Below are 15,091 nucleotides of genomic sequence, written 5' to 3'. Positions count from 1 at the left end.
TCAAATCCATGCAAGCCAACCCATCTACCCTGGCCCCTGAGCTGCCGCAGGGCTGCACCAACTTCAAGCTGCGCCAACTGATGCGCCGCGTGGCCAACCACTACGACGCCGAAATGGCGAAATGTGGACTCAAGACCACGCAGTATTCGCTGCTATCGCATGTGCTCAAGCTGGGCCCGATTCGCCCCGGTGATCTGGCCACGGAGATGAAGATGGATGCGTCCACGCTGACCCGCAATCTGCGCCCGTTGGTGGATGCCGGCTGGGTGACGCTGAGGGCGGGCACGGACGCACGCAGCCGCCTGGTGCACATCACCGACGCAGGCCGCGACAAGCGCGCGGAAGCGCAACGCCACTGGAAGGCCGCACAACTGGCGCTGAACGAGGCACTGGGCGTGGAACGCGTGATGGCCTTGCACGCGTTGGTGGACGACTCGCTCGATCTGCTGGCTGCACTGCCAGTGCAGGAGACTGCGCATGACGAATAACCAGACCCCGCAGGCGACGGCAACCAAGCCCGCCGCACCGCTGGCCCTGTGGCTCGTGCTGCTGGCGGCCGCAGGCGCCTTTGCACTGACCATGGGCACGCGCCAGACCATGGGTCTGTTCCTGTCCGCACTCAACACCTCCACGGGCCTGGGCATCGGCAGCATCAGCCTGGCGTTTGCGTTTGGCCAACTGTGGTGGGGGCTGACCCAGCCGTTTGCCGGGGCTGTGGCCGACCGCATCGGCACGGGTCGTGTGATCCTGATCGGTGTGGCGCTGGTGGCGCTGGGCACCTTCATCACGCCGTATATGACCACCACGGCCGGGTTGATTTTTGCGATTGGCGTGTTGGCCGCAGGCGGCGCAGGCATGGCTGGGCCGTCTGTGCTGATGGCGGCCACTGCCCGGCTGGTGCCTGTTCAAAAGCGCGGGCTGGCCAGCGGCATCGTCAACGCGGGCGGCTCGTTCGGGCAGTTTTTGATGGCGCCCATCGCCATCAGCCTGACCGCCGCCGTGGGCTGGGCCAGTGCGATGCAGTGGCTGGGCGTGCTGGTGCTGCTGGCGCTGCCGGCGGTGTGGGTGCTCAAGGGCAACTCCAACGCGCTGGCGGCACAGGCTGCAGCGGTATCCGGCCAGAAGGCATTGACCGCGCGCGAGGCCATTGCCCAGGCCCTGGCCACACCGAGCTACCGGTATCTGGCGGCAGGCTTTCTGGTGTGCGGCTTTCACGTGGCGTTCCTGGCCACGCACTTGCCCGGCGTGATCGCAGCGTGCGGGTTGGCGCCCGAAGTAGGGGGCTGGTCGCTGGCGGTGATCGGGCTGTTCAACATTGTGGGCAGCCTGGCCATGGGGTGGGCGGTAGGGCGCTGGCGCATGAAGTCGCTGCTGTCGCTGCTGTACGCCACGCGAGGTCTGGCGGTACTGATTTTCCTGTTTGCTCCCAAGACGCCGGCCGTGGTGCTGGTCTTCGCCGCCGTCATGGGCATCACCTTCTTGTCCACCGTACCCCCCACAGCCGGACTGGTCGCCAAGATGTTTGGCACGGCCAACATGGCCATGCTGTTCGGCATCGTGATGCTGTCGCACCAGATTGGCGGATTCCTGGGTGCCTACCTGGGCGGCAGCGTGTTCCAGGCCACCGGCAGCTATGACTGGGTCTGGTACATCGACATCGTGCTGGCCGTAGGCGCAGCGCTGGTCAACCTGCCGATCCGGGAAGCGCGCGTGGCGCGCCCCGCCGCCACGGCGGCCTGACCCACCACCTTCTCTCCACGAAAGCCATCGACATGACGCAGACCCCCGCCAGCAACGTTTCGACAGCCCCCACGTCCCCGATGTACCTGGACGACCTGTCTGTCGGCGACCAGTTCCAAAGCGGCGAACACGCCATGGACGAAGCGCAGATCACCACCTTTGCCGCGCAGTTCGACCCGCAGCCCTTTCACCTGGACGACGCCGCAGCACGTGACACGCTGTTTGGCGGTCTGGCCGCCAGCGGCTGGCACACGGCGGCCGTGACCATGCGCTTGCAAGTGACCAGTGGGCTGCCGATTGCGGGCGGCATCATCGGTGCGGGGGGCGAACTGAGCTGGCCTCGGCCCACACGCTCCACCGATGTGCTGCATGTGGTGAGCGAGGTGGTGCAGATCCAGCCCTCCAAGTCCAAGCCCGACCGGGGCATGGTCACGGTGCGCAGCGAAACCCGCAACCAGCACGGCGATGTGCTGCAGCTGTCTACCGTGCGCATCGTGGTGCCACGCCGGCCTGCAGCCGGTGGGGCAGGGGCCTGATGTGACCGAGGCCCTCAACCCGCGCACCCGCATGCTGCTGGAGGCGCCCATTGCGCCCACCTTGCTGCGGCTGGCCGCGCCCAACGTGCTGGTGATGCTGGCGCAGGCGGGCGTCGGGCTGATCGAGACCTACTTTGTCGGCCAGCTGGGCACCGATGCACTGGCCGGCATGGCGCTGGTGTTTCCGGTGGTCATGCTGATGCAGATGACCTCGGCGGGCGCCATGGGCGGCGGCATTGCTTCGGCCATTGCACGCGCCCTGGGCGCACGGCGGCGGGACGATGCCGACGCGCTGGTGCTGCATGCGCTGGCCATTGCGGCGGTGTTTTCGCTGGTCTTTACCGTGGGCGTGGTGGGAGGAGGGCGCTGGCTCTACACCCGCATGGGCGGCACGGGCGGCGCGCTGAATGCGGCACTGGTCTATTCCAACTGGGTGTTTGCGGGGGCGTTTCTGGTGTGGCTGTTCAACACGCTGTCGGCCGTGATCCGGGGCACGGGCAACATGGCCGTGCCAGCCTACGTCACGGTGCTGGGCGCGTTTGTACTGGTGCCGCTTTCGCCACTGTTCATCTTTGGCTGGGGCCCCATGCCGGGCCTGGGCATTGCCGGGGGCGCCATTGCGCTGATGGCGTATTACCTGATCGGCAGCGCCGTGCTGGCCGCATACCTGTGGTCGCCGCGCAGCCTGCTGCGGCCGTCGCTGGCGCACATCCGGTTTCGTTGGGTGCTGTTCAAAGACATCCTGCGGGTGGGTCTGGTGGGCACGGTGTCTACCGTCGCCACCAATCTGGCGATTGGCGTCACGACCGCATTGGTGGGTGGTTTTGGCACAGCGGCCATCGCGGGCTACGGCACCGCATCGCGGCTGGAATACCTGCTGGTTCCGTTGGTGTTTGGCCTGGGCGCGCCGCTGGTGGCCATGGTCGGCACATGCATCGGCGCTGGCCAGCGCGAGCGCGCCTTGCGCGCCACCTGGATTGGCGCGGCCATGGCGTTTGTGATGGCCGAGGCGATTGGCCTGTGGGCGGCAGCCTTTCCCAACGCGTGGCTGTCCCTGTTCAACAGCGACCCCGCCATGCTGGAAGCGGGTGCGCTGTATCTGCGCACCGTCGGCCCCGTGTACGGCTTCTTCGGCCTGGGCCTGGTGCTGTACTTTGCCTCGCAAGGGGCAGGGCGCCTGCTCTGGCCGGTGATCGGCAACATCGTGCGCCTGGCGGTGGCCGTCACCGGCGGCTGGCTGGCGCTGCGCTGGGGCGGTGGACTGGCCGCCGTGTTTGCAGCGCAGGGGGCGGCGCTGGTGCTTTACGGCTTGGTCAACGCCTGGGCGATTGCTGGCGGCGCCTGGTTCGGTCCGGTGGGCTGGCCGCGCAGTACCACCCGGCTGCTGCAGCGCATGCCCCAGGTCTGAAAGTGATGAAAACAGCTGCTAGCGCTAGTGAATCATGCGCTGGCAGCTATCAAAACAGGAGTGGCCAGAAGTGCGTCAGACCGGCACGGTGTAGTTGAGCGTCATGCGCCCACCGTCTACGGTCACAATCTCGCCGGTCACATAGCTGGCCGCATCGCTGGCCAGCCAGGCCACCACATCGGCAATCTCGGACGGCTCGCCCAGCCGCTTCATGGGCGTGCGGCTCATGATCTTGTTCTTGGCCTCATCGCTGGTCAGCACGGCCTTGGCGGCCAGCTCGGTGGCGATGGTGCCCGGCGCCACCGCGTTCACGCGGATGTTCTTGTCGGCCAATGCCAGCGCCATCACCCGCGTGAGCTGGTTCACGCCGCCTTTGCTCACGTTGTAGCTGGAGATATTGGGAATGGTCAGCACACCGTTGACCGAGCTCATGTTCACGATCGAACCGCCTCCCGATACCACCATGGCCCGCGCCACCGCCTGGCCGACCAGGAACGAACCTTTGAGGTTGACCCGCAGCACCGCGTCAAAGTCGGCCTCGGTTACCTCCAGAAAGTCTGCCGCGCGAAAGATGCCCGCGTTGTTCACCAGAACGTCGATGCGCCCATGGGCCGCCAGGGTCTGGGCCACCAGTGCATCCACCTGCGATTTATCGCCCACATCGCAGCGCACATACAACGCGCCCAGCTCCTGCGCCAGCACTTGACCACGCGCATCGTCCACGTCGACGATCACCGGCTTGGCGCCTTCGGCCGCAAAGCGGCGGACACAGGCCTCGCCAATGCCTTGGGCGCCACCCGTGACGATGCAGACGCGGCCCTGATGACCGAAGTGGATGGACGATGTAGAAGGTGCTTGGGTGGGAAGGTTCATGGGCGGTGATGGTAGCGGCTTGAGCAGGATGCAGAGCCGACGGCGCATTGGGGCTTCGTTGGGATGACATCGTTATTGCTAGATACGATGTATATTATGTTAAATATCAAACACACACTCTGTGCGGTATCGAACAGACACTCCACGCCCCCTAGCCACACCATGCGTCGGCCTTGGGGGCACCTGCTGTGGCGGCGTTCTCCCAAGTCTTCCTTCCGAAAAGTCCGTCTGGACTGGTTCCAACGCCTCCCACCAAAACGCGAGCGCCGCTGCGTTGAAAGAACCCATGACCACTTACCTTGCGTGTTTAGGCACCCGCCCTGAGATCATCAAGATGGCACCGTTGCATCGCGAGCTAAAGCTGCGTGGCCACCGCGTGGTGGTGCTCCACACCGGGCAGCACGCCGAGGTGGCCGAGGTGCTTTACCGATTTTTTGACATGGGGCCAGACCTGCGCTTGGCACTGGAGCGGCGCACACCGAGGTTGGGCGACCTCACGGCGCTGTTGCTGGAGGGAGTGGACAGGCTGGTGGACGAAACCCAGCCTGATGTGGTGCTGGTGCAGGGCGACACGACGTCTGCGCTGGTCGGAGCGCTGAGTGGCTACTACAACGACAAGCCGGTCGCCCACATCGAGGCGGGTTTGCGCACAGGCACACGCGAGCCGTTTCCGGAGGAAAAGAACCGGGAGCTGATTGCACGGCTCGCCCACTGGCACTTCGCACCGACGGCGCGGACCCGGGACAACCTTTTGCGCGAAGGCATAGCAGGCGCCTGTATCTCTGTCGTCGGCAATACGGTGATTGACGCGGCGCGCTGGACGCAGGAGCGCCTGCAGACCAATGCATCGTCCGCGCCTTCTGTCTTGTCGTCCGGTTTGTCTTCAGTGGTACCAGCCATGGTCGCAGAGTTTCTAGATCAGCAAATAAACCAGCGGCTTCTGTTGGTGACCGCCCACCGCCGAGAGAACTGGGGCGACCCCATACGCAATATCGCCACTGCCATCGGGCAGTTGCTGGCGGCCCATGCCGATCTGGTTGTGATCTGGCCGCTTCACCCCAACCCAGCCGTCAGTCAGGCGGTGAGGCCGGTGATCGACGCATTGCCGGACGACCTGCGCCAACGGGTGTGTCTGACCGAACCCATGGACTACCCTGCCCTCATCAGCCTGCTGCAACGCTGTTACTTCACGCTGACGGACTCGGGCGGCATTCAGGAAGAAGCCTCTGCGCTGAGGCGGCCAGTGCTGATTGCGCGCGACAGCACCGAGCGGCAGGAGCTGGTGGAAGCTGGTGGTGCGGTACTGGTTGGCACAGACATCCGCCGCATGGTGACTGAGGCGGCACGCCTGCTGCGCGACGATGGGGCGTACCGCAGCATGCAGCTGGAAAGCAGCCCGTTTGGCGATGGCCACACCGCGCAGCACATTGCAGACCGGCTCTGCACGGTGGACTGACAGCGCTTGCGGCCCCACCGCCATCCAGGATGGTGCGGGGACGACGGCCGGTCAGGCGGTAACTGTATCCAGCGCCGCGTGTGCGGTCAGCAGTTGGCTGACCTCTTTGGCAAACCGGCTGGCCATCCGCTGCGCCCTGAGTGCAGTACGGCACTCCACCAGCACCCGCACAACAGGCTCGGTGCCCGAGGCACGCAGCAGCACCCGCCCATCGTCGCCCAGCAACTTTTCGGCCCGCAGCTGGAAATGGGGCATCCAGGTGTTTTCGGCCATCCCCGCACCACGGGTCACGGGCACATTGACCAGGCACTGAGCGTTCATGCGCAGATCGCTGCACAGCTGCGACAAGCTGCGCTGCGAGCGCTTCATGGCAGCCACCACCCGCAAGGCTGACATCACGCCGTCGCCGGTGCTGTGCCAGTCTAGCCCGATCAGGTGGCCCGAGCCCTCGCCGCCCAAGCGCCAACCCCGCTGCTTGAGCAGCTCCAGGACATGTCGGTCACCCACGGCAGACCTTGCAAAGTCCAGCCCACGGCGCAGCAGCGCTTGCTCCAGCCCCTGGTTGCTCATCACCGTGCCCACCACCCCACCCTGCAAGCCATCGTTGGTCTGGGCATCCACGGCCAGCACGTACAGCAGCTCGTCACCCGCATAGATGCGGCCCTCGCTGTCCACCATCACCAACCGGTCTCCATCGCCGTCCAGCGCCACGCCGACATCTGCCTGGTGAGCCAGCACGGCCTCGCTCAGGTGCTTGGGCGACGTGGCGCCCACGTTGTCGTTGATGTTCTGCCCATCAGGCGTGGCGCCCACCGCAACCACCTCCGCGCCCAACTGTCGGAACACCTCGGGGGCGATGCGGTGGCAGGCGCCATGGGCGGCGTCGATGACGATCTTCATACCCTGCAGGTGCAAACCTGCCGGCAATGCCTGCCTGCAAAATTGGATGTACAGATCGGAGGCCTCCGGCAGCAGGGACACGCGGCCCAAGCGAGACGATGGCAAACAGACCATGGGCTGGTCCATGGAGCGTTCGATCTCGGCCTCCATGCCGTCGGGCAGCTTGTCACCTGTGGCCGAAAAGAACTTCACCCCGTTGTCCTCACAAGGGTTGTGCGATGCACTCACCACCACACCCGCCTGGTAGCCGCGCAAGCGCGTCAGGTAGGCCACGCCGGGTGTGGGCAACTCGCCGCACATCACCGTGTCCACACCGGCCGCAGAAAACCCCGCCTGCAAGGCTGCCTCAAACATGGGGGCCGACCCGCGCGTGTCGGTGCCCACTGCCACCACAGGTCGCGGGTTCAGTCCCGTGTGCTGACGGCTAAGCAGCTGGCCGCAGGCGTGTGCCAGCCGCATGATGGTCTGGGGGGTCATGGGCTCCATACCCACTGGGGCGCGCACGCCGTCGGTTCCGAACATCTTTTGCGTTGTCATGGGTAGTCCTGTTGAATGAGATTCGCCAGATAACCCGCACCCCAGGCCAAGGCGAACACCGACGGTGGGGCCTTGGACCGAAACGGTCTGTGCGCTATCGAACCCGCCACGTTATGTACGGTATCGAACAGACAGCGCTGTGCCTACACGCTGACCATGGCTTTTCATGCCACGGATCACCCATTGACACCAGACTCTCTAGCTCCCAAGTGCCTTCATCTGTCACAGACCCACTCTGGCCTGAAGCGCTGGATAGGCAACGCTCTGGCGTGCTTCGTTCTTGCAGCACCACTTTGTACGTCGGCGGCTGTGCTCGATCTGGAGGGGTATGCCGATACCTCGGGCGCCATCTCGGTGCAGCACCAGGGCGACACGGTAGATCCCTACTTTGCCTTGCAGGCACTGCTGCTGGCTCACAGCCATGGGCTGGATATTTCCACGCCTGCCAAGGCCTGGGGCGCCTGGCTGGTACAGCGGCAAAAGCCCGACGCGACCTTTGACCGTTTTTGCCGCAACGGCCCTGTGTGGGCCCCATGTAAAACCGCCGATGCCGATGACTCTGTACTCGGCCTGTGGCTGGCGTTCATGGACAGCATGCCTGCCTCACAACGCAGCCAGGCCAGTTGGGTGCGCAGCCGCATGGCTACCAGTGCGGCGCTGGCCAAGTTGGTAGACCCCAACCAGGGCATTTATCTGGTCTCACCGGTGTACCAACATGGGCTGCTCATGGACAACCTGGAGCTGTGGGCCTACCCGCTCACCCACAAGGCGGCACAAAACGCGCGCCACCCCAACTTCACCAAAACTCTGGCGGCCGTGTTCTGGGACGACCAGCGCAAGCGCTACCTGGTTTCCACCCAACCCGGACAGCGTGAGACCGCACATGCCTTCTACCCCGACGCCGTGGCGCAGATCTTTCCGCTGTTGGTGCGTTTTCCGCTGATCCCTGGTGGGGCGCCCGCGCATTACCGCCGCTGGATGGCTGAGCACCGCAACGAATGGCTGGCCCAGGTGAAGGAGGACTTTGCCTGGGGTCTGGTGGCTGTGGTGGCACTGCAGCAAGGCGACATCCCCTCTGCCCGCTGTTGGCTTCGTACCGCCCTGCCCCATCGGCACGGCGCCCACTGGACGGTGACGGACGAAGTCGCCGCGCAAATCCTGCAGTCCAAGGCCATCACTGCCGCCGTGGACACAACTAACTGCACCAGTTCTCGTCACACCCCCGCACGGTCACCATGAACACCCACTACATCCACCGCTCTGCCCCGTCCCTTGTTCTGGCACTGGGGTTGCTGGCCCATGCCTTACCCGCAGCCCATGCGCAAGACGTTGCAGACCTGCCGGCCCCGGTCCGGGGCATTGAGGCCTACACCAGCCGCCACACCCTCACCAACGGGTATGGCAACTGGCATGAAGCTGGCGTGCGCGGCCAATGGGGTGTAAACAACCAGCTGCTCGGCATGGAAATCGCCACCATGCGGCGGTTTGGAGAGTCGGGCCGGTTCATCGGGCTGTCCGACACCATGACCTGGAACGAAGACTGGTTCTCCATGCTGTCGGTGGGCGCAGGCGATGGTGCTGCTTACCTGCCGCGCTACCGTGTGGACGGGTTCATCAACCGCAAGTTGCTGCCCACACGCCAATGGGTGGCCACCCTGGGGGCAGGTTACTACCGAGCGCCAGACGGCCACATCGATCGCAACATCAACCTCGGGTCCACTTACTATTTCGATCTGCCGTGGGTGGTACAGGCAGAAATACGCTTCAACAACAGCTCCCCCGGTGGCGTGCGTACCCATCAGCAGTTTGTGGCGGCCACCTGGGGGCGCGCGCACCACACGCAGATCATTGCCCGCCACGGCTGGGGTGCCGAGGGCTACCAGGCCATTGGCAATGGGGTATCTCTGGTCAACTTTGACAGTCGCCAGTCACAGCTCACACTGCGGCAGTGGCTGGGCCCACAGTGGGGCATTACTGCGGGCGTAGAGCGCTACCGCAACCCCTACTATTCCCGCAACGGCGCCAAGCTGTCGCTGTTTTGGGAACTGCCCTAGGTTGTCCGAGCCTGCAGCGTCTAAGTGACAGCGCCTGACATGACCCGTTCATAGGTCTCCAGATCCTGGTCAAAGCACCCACAGCTTTGCGCCAGCAATGCCTCCCGGTCCAGCACAAGGATATGCCCGCGCGTGTACTGGATTACACCGCTCTCTTGCAGCTTGCCGGCCGCCAGCGTCACACCGGCCCGGCGTACCCCCAGCAGGTGCGCCAGCGTCTCGTGCGTCATCTGAATGTCGGGGGTACGCAGCCGCGTTTCGCTCATCAGCAGAAACCGCGCCAGACGCTGCTCCAGCGAATGAAAGTGCCCGCAGGCCACCATCGCGCCCATTTGCGATAGCTCGACATACAGATAGCGGGTGGTCAGCAGGCTCAGCGTCCGGCTGGCCAAACAATGGCTGCGCCAGGCATCCAGCTGGATTCGCCATGCCTGGCCTGCCCCCGAAACCACCGCATCAAAGGCCGAGGCCGTCACCCCCAGCCCTGCGCTGGCACCCAACATGCCCTCAAAGCCGATCTGTCCGGCCTCAAAGTGCCGCGCGCCCTCCAGGTTGGACAGCAACGAGATCATGCTGTTGGTGGGAAAGTACACATGGCTGAGTCGTTCACCCGCTCGCCCCAATACTTGCTGGCTTTCCAGTTCGACCCACTCGGCAACGGACAGCAGGCGCGACCGCTCTGTAGGCCGCAAAAGGGCCAGCAGTCGGTTCGCGAGGGATTGGTCGATGTGCGGCTTCTTGACAGCAGGACGGGATCGTTTTGAATTCTCGGAGGAGACGCCGTCTCTGTCTGTCTGCTGGCGCACATGGAGCTTACGCAGGCCCGCCCTCATGCCGCCGTGCTCCCGCCCAACACGGCTTTGGTGCGAAGATAGAAGCCCAATTCGTTGATGGTGACCAGGCTGCGGTTGGCCGCAAAGGTTTTTTCCATGGCCGCCAGTTGAGTACGCGCCTGACTGCCCTGCCCTCGAAGCGCGGCAACGTACCCGAGGATGGCCCACGGGAAAGGGTCATAGCGCCCGGTTTCCCAGCCTGGTGAGCGCGTGTTGAGGAAGTTCCACCCTGCTGCAAACAGCCCGGTCAGCTCGCGCAATCCAAAGGCCTGCGGGTACACCTGACAAGTGGTGCCAGGGTAAAACTGTGCGCTGGGTGCCAGCGTGGCGTCGCTGGCCAAAAATGACTGCTCTGGGGCCTTGTAGAGCTGGCGCGCAATGCCTTCTGCGGTATTGGTCGCCAGCAGGTCATAGTAGTTGGCTTCAGACAGTTCGCTGCGCGACCGCAGCACCGCCGCAAAGTCGCGCAGACCTCGGTAACCTTCGCAGTTGTCCATGAGGTAGCCGCTGGCGTTGGTCTGGCTGCGTGGCGCCTGAAACACTGCAGTCAGCCCCGAAGACTTGGCAGTCAATGCCAGGTTGCGGTAAGCGATATTTTTGAGGGCCGCTTTGCGCGCCTCCCACCAGGCCCAATTGCCACTGGCCGCCACATAGCGCGACGCCAGGGACAGAAAGGTGGATGCATAGGCGTCGTCCGAGTCAGCCAGCACCTTCTTGACCACCGAGGTATTGGCCCGGCCATAGGGGAACTCAATATCCGCAATGGTGCTGGTGGCAGGATCGGTGCTGGCCAGGTACAGATTCAGATACGGGAGGACGTATGTTTCCAGATCCGGCGCACTGAGCATGGGCACCAAGGGCAACAATCCCAGGTTGGCGAAGTACCAGTTCAGGCGTCCATTGGGCGCCAGCTCGTAGCCACCGGCATAGGGACCCGACAGGATGCGCAACGCCTTGATCTCCGCTACAGCATCGATGGGCGCGCGAGCTTCTGACGCCCAGCTGGCCGAACACAAAAGCAACCCAGCCCCAAAGGCTGGCACCTTTTCTAGCAATGAACGACGCCGCATGTGCACGATCTCCGAACGCAAGCCCGGACACCGCTTTCAACATCTGGAGAGCAACAGCGCAAAAAGAAGCGCACTGCCAGGAAGGCCGACACCCCCGGGTGAAGGGTGGCGTCCTTATTTTGCAGAAGATGCCTTCGATTTCTTCACTGCGTACGCAGGCGTACAGACAAGTGAACCTGGCGGCGCCGCAGAGGGTACGGCTGAACAGACCCGACAGGGGAATGAGCGCTCTAATGTGTAGCGGACAAGGGTGCCGTGCTGGCCGCCCATGCATACAGCGCCACAAACACCATCATGTCGAACAGCGCCCCGAAACACAGGTACAGCACTGGCATGAACACCACCGACAAGTGCTGCAGAACCAGCAGGTGCAACATGGCTTGCTGCGGCACCATGACCCCAAAGAACAACAAGATAAGCAGGGTATGCACGACCTTGGCCTGCCAGCTGATCTGCAGCGGGTAGTAACCGAGCGCCATCAGCACCGGTATGACCAGAATGAGCAGATAGCCAGCATCCAGCAGGTCCATGACATGGTTCAGCACCAAGTGCGGGAACGGCATCGGCGCAAACCAGAAGTACAGCAGCGCCAGCGCCTGCACCACGCACAGCACCCGCACCAGATACTGCGCAGGAAGCCATCGCCCTCGCAGGCGCAGTGCCAGTCCCCAGGCCACCACAGTCAGCACGGCAGCCAGGGCAGCACCGGTGGTGATGGACAGCCCCAGGTCACTCGCGCCTGGCAACCAGCTCATTCCCAACAGGTCCTGGCGTGATGACACTGCAGCTGGCTGCAGCGGCATATGCAGCCACCGCGCCCAGGTGAGCAGGTAGTTGCGCCAAAAACCGTACAGAGGCTCCCGCAAAGCGTAGATCAGAGACAACCACACCACCGGCAGCCCCACCATTTGCAAAAGCAGCCATGGGTTGAGCCGGATGCGGCTGAGAGCGCGGTGGGGCAACTGGTGCCTGTGGGTTTGTTGGGCCTGAGCCAACAGGCCGCGCGCAGCATTGAAAGCCAGCTCGCGGTCTTGGCGGCTGTGGGGAATAACGGTGGGATGTGGCAAGGGGAAGCCCTCTGTGGCGGTTTAGCGGACGGAACAATGCGAGGGTGCAGGCCACCGACCAACCATGCAATGCGGGTGCGCCGCGTTCACGCCGACCACACAATGCCCAGTTGGCGGGCCCACACGGTGCCATGCGCCCGGGCGCCCGCCTCCGCCATGATGGTTTCTGCGCTGACGGTGGTGAGGGCCTGCGGCGAGCCCACCTGTACCCCAGCGCCCAGCAGGATGCCCGATTCGGACACCACGGGTCCGGCCACCTGGGCATGGTCCAGGAGCTGGATCTGCTTTTCACTGCATAGCGAGCCCTGCACCCGCGCGTGGTCGCCCATGACGATGCCGCCACGGGCTTTCACGTCGCCTTCAATCACGGTGCCAGCCCCAATGAGCAAACGCCCCGTGACCACCAGCGAGCCGTGATACCGGTGCATGCGTGGCAGCTTACAGTCGCCGCGCACGAGCGTCACATGCTCGCTCTGGCGAAGCGCACCCTCCAGCCGATCAAAGCTGGCCTCGATCAAAGGTGCATGCTCGCGTTCAGGTTGCAGGGCCGCATCACCACCAAAGCGGATGTGTGGCGCCTGGATCCGCTCAAAACAGCAATCTGCCTCCAGCTCCACGGCGGTCGATGAAGACAGGCGCCGCAGCCCCGAACAGCCCTGGGCCAGATGCAGGGACGCGTCGGCATGTGCCCACTGCCCCACATCGCTACCCGCACCAAGCCGGATACGGCCCTGCGCCAGCAGGCCCACAAAGCGGCTGCGGGCCGGTGCTTCGAAGTCACCATGCACGAACAGCGGTGCAGCACATTGGATCGCTGTCTGCGGCTTGACCGAGCCCAGGCAAACCAGGGGTCGCAGCATGCCGGCCCAGTTCACGCCCTCCAGTGACACCGGCGCAAAATCAAACTCGTTGGCATAAGGACCCGGCACTTGCGCCTGGTGGGCCTGCACCAGCGCGCGGAACCGGTCAGCGAAATGATCTATGTCGGTGGTGTAGTGCGGCAACACCTGCAATGCCTCGGTATCGGTGGGGTGCTGCCACTCGCGCCAGGTGGGACCAAAGGCAATCACCATCAATCCCGAGCTGATCAATACAAAGGCCAGGTAGAACAAGGCGGTGTTCATTGTTCGACGCTCGGTTGCCGGTAGCGCACGGTCTTGTCCCACACCATGTCGCGGCGCAGCAGCTTGTCCATCAACTGCCCCCACACCGATGACGATATGGCAAACAGGCTGATCACGAAGCCCAGCAAGCTGAGCGGCAGCAGCCGTAACCGCCTGCGTTTGCCGTCCAGCAGCACCGCTACGGCTATCTCAAAGAACGCGGCAAAGTTGCCCAGCGTGCCATAGGCCATGAGCGCAAACAAGGAGATCAGCCCCGTCAGCATGTCCCCGGCATTGAAAAAATACAGGCCCAGCGCCAGCAGCCAACCCATCAGCAGCAACGGCGGCAGCACAAAAACACACAAAAGCAGCAGCCCGTCCAGGCGTTCTCGCCAGCTCAGGTAAGGACTGAATGCAAAGCGCAAGCCATAGCGCACCATCACCTGGTTGTGCCCCTTGGCCCAGCGCTTGATCTGCTTGATGCGCACCTGCCAGTCCTGAGGCACCTCTTCATAGCACTCGGACCTATTGGTGTAGACAGTCTTCCAGCCGTTGAGCAACAGCCGATAGGTAATGTCCGTGTCTTCGGCCAGCGTATCGTCGTGCCAGCCGCCCACCGCAGCCACAGCCGAGCAGCGCACGCCACCCACGGTGCCGCCGTACTGGGGCACCAGGCGAAGGTTCATACGGGCCTGCTGGTCCACCTGGTAGCCGCCGCTTCGCTCCAGATCCAGCATGCGTGTGAGCAGGTTCACCCCCGTATTGACCGGCACCACACGGCCCATCACTGCCCCCACCTCGGGGTCGAAAAATGGCGCCACTAGCTGCTTGAGCAGCCCACGGCCGGGCACATAGTCGGCATCGAAGATGATCACAATGTCGCCCTGCGCATGCTGCAGGGCATCCTTGAGCGCTGCGGCCTTGCCTGGCTTGCCCTTGGTACGGTGAAACGGCACGATTCGGCCCGGGTAACGGCCTACCCAGTCATCGATGATGGCGCGCGTGCCATCGGTAGACCGGTCGTTGACCGGCACCACCTTCAGCCGGTCGAGCGGGTAATTGGTGTCCAGCAGGGCCTGCAAGCATCCGGCGATCACCTGTTCTTCGTTGTGGGCAGCGATGAACACCGTGATCAGGGGCCAGTCTGCCTGATCGATGTCCAGGTACGGATGGCGCTGGTGCCCTAGCAGGCGGTTCAGTGTGAGCACTCCATGCCGGGTGGCATACACCATCATCACCACGATGATCATGGCCAGTAGCGCCGCCATAGTGGACAGCACCGCATATGCCACAGGGCCAGGCACCCACCGCTGACTCAGCGCTTCGATGGATTCAAGAGGCTGCGTCATCGGGGCCGCCCACGTACTGGCGCTGCCCAACATGGTGGCAAATGCCGTCGCACACCGCAGCCACCGCGCCGGGTGAATATGGAGTGCAGCGCTGCGCTCGGCAGGACCAAGCTGCCGGCTCTCTCGATTCACGTGCATAGAACGCCTTTTGTTCCGACCACTGCT

At 64.0% G+C, this 15,091-nt stretch carries 14 protein-coding genes; 7 read left to right on the top strand and 7 right to left on the bottom strand.

Annotated features, from left to right (window positions below):
- The first annotated feature begins 8 nt into the window (after nt 1-8).
- The 4 genes from C8C95_RS20940 to C8C95_RS20925 are packed head-to-tail and all read left to right on the top strand — an operon-like array spanning nt 9 to nt 3,684.
- A complete protein-coding gene (locus C8C95_RS20940; RefSeq protein WP_116749856.1) occupies nt 9-488 on the top strand; it encodes a MarR family winged helix-turn-helix transcriptional regulator in 480 nt (159 codons plus the stop codon).
- Complete coding sequence (locus C8C95_RS20935) at nt 478-1,740, top strand: MFS transporter (protein ID WP_116749855.1); 1,263 nt, start codon at nt 478-480, stop codon at nt 1,738-1,740. Before C8C95_RS20940 ends, C8C95_RS20935 begins: the two co-directional genes overlap by 11 nt.
- A gap of 32 nt (nt 1,741-1,772) precedes the next feature.
- On the top strand, nt 1,773-2,276 hold the full coding sequence (locus tag C8C95_RS20930) for a MaoC family dehydratase (protein WP_116749854.1): 504 nt from the start codon (nt 1,773-1,775) through the stop codon (nt 2,274-2,276).
- 31 nt (nt 2,277-2,307) lie between these two features.
- Nucleotides 2,308-3,684, top strand: coding sequence for an MATE family efflux transporter (locus tag C8C95_RS20925; protein WP_056064997.1), 1,377 nt, complete (start codon nt 2,308-2,310; stop codon nt 3,682-3,684).
- Between the two features lie 75 nt (nt 3,685-3,759).
- Here the strand turns inward: C8C95_RS20925 and C8C95_RS20920 are convergent, their stop codons facing one another.
- The gene (locus tag C8C95_RS20920) at nt 3,760-4,557 is read right to left on the bottom strand and encodes an SDR family oxidoreductase (protein ID WP_116749853.1); all 798 of its coding nucleotides are present in this window, start codon (nt 4,555-4,557) and stop codon (nt 3,760-3,762) included.
- 286 nt (nt 4,558-4,843) lie between these two features.
- On the opposite strand from C8C95_RS20920, the gene wecB reads away from it, so the two are divergent.
- Nucleotides 4,844-6,013, top strand: a complete 1,170-nt coding sequence (gene wecB / locus C8C95_RS20915; RefSeq protein ID WP_116749852.1) for a UDP-N-acetylglucosamine 2-epimerase (non-hydrolyzing) — start codon at nt 4,844-4,846, stop codon at nt 6,011-6,013.
- A gap of 51 nt (nt 6,014-6,064) precedes the next feature.
- Here wecB and glmM read toward each other — a convergent pair whose 3' ends face one another.
- Nucleotides 6,065-7,450 (bottom strand): phosphoglucosamine mutase, encoded by a 1,386-nt coding sequence (gene glmM / locus C8C95_RS20910; protein ID WP_243415738.1) that lies wholly within the window; start codon nt 7,448-7,450, stop codon nt 6,065-6,067.
- A 309-nt stretch (nt 7,451-7,759) separates the two neighbouring features.
- Between glmM and C8C95_RS20905 the strand changes: the two genes are divergently transcribed.
- On the top strand, nt 7,760-8,689 hold the full coding sequence (locus tag C8C95_RS20905; protein ID WP_116749851.1) for a hypothetical protein: 930 nt from the start codon (nt 7,760-7,762) through the stop codon (nt 8,687-8,689).
- A complete protein-coding gene (locus C8C95_RS20900) occupies nt 8,686-9,504 on the top strand; it encodes a YaiO family outer membrane beta-barrel protein (protein ID WP_116749850.1) in 819 nt (272 codons plus the stop codon). The genes C8C95_RS20905 and C8C95_RS20900 overlap by 4 nt, the downstream gene beginning before the upstream one ends.
- Nucleotides 9,505-9,524: 20 nt before the next feature.
- Here C8C95_RS20900 and C8C95_RS20895 read toward each other — a convergent pair whose 3' ends face one another.
- The 5 genes from C8C95_RS20895 to C8C95_RS20875 form a co-directional block, all read right to left on the bottom strand.
- The gene (locus C8C95_RS20895; RefSeq protein ID WP_243415737.1) at nt 9,525-10,337 is read right to left on the bottom strand and encodes a Crp/Fnr family transcriptional regulator; all 813 of its coding nucleotides are present in this window, start codon (nt 10,335-10,337) and stop codon (nt 9,525-9,527) included.
- Complete coding sequence (locus C8C95_RS20890; RefSeq protein WP_243415736.1) at nt 10,334-11,407, bottom strand: hypothetical protein; 1,074 nt, start codon at nt 11,405-11,407, stop codon at nt 10,334-10,336. Before C8C95_RS20890 ends, C8C95_RS20895 begins: the two co-directional genes overlap by 4 nt.
- A 230-nt stretch (nt 11,408-11,637) precedes the next feature.
- The gene (locus C8C95_RS20885; RefSeq protein WP_133246253.1) at nt 11,638-12,162 is read right to left on the bottom strand and encodes a hypothetical protein; all 525 of its coding nucleotides are present in this window, start codon (nt 12,160-12,162) and stop codon (nt 11,638-11,640) included.
- Between the two features lie 398 nt (nt 12,163-12,560).
- The gene (locus C8C95_RS20880) at nt 12,561-13,598 is read right to left on the bottom strand and encodes a polymer-forming cytoskeletal protein (protein WP_116749848.1); all 1,038 of its coding nucleotides are present in this window, start codon (nt 13,596-13,598) and stop codon (nt 12,561-12,563) included.
- Nucleotides 13,595-14,845: a glycosyltransferase gene (locus C8C95_RS20875; protein ID WP_116750390.1), complete on the bottom strand. Its 1,251-nt coding sequence runs from the start codon at nt 14,843-14,845 to the stop codon at nt 13,595-13,597. Before C8C95_RS20875 ends, C8C95_RS20880 begins: the two co-directional genes overlap by 4 nt.
- Between the last annotated feature and the right edge of the window lie 246 nt (nt 14,846-15,091).

It is taken from the genome of Acidovorax sp. 99, assembly GCF_003096455.1.
Classification (GTDB): domain Bacteria; phylum Pseudomonadota; class Gammaproteobacteria; order Burkholderiales; family Burkholderiaceae_C; genus Acidovorax; species Acidovorax delafieldii.
This window is presented reverse-complemented; position numbering and strand designations above follow the sequence as displayed.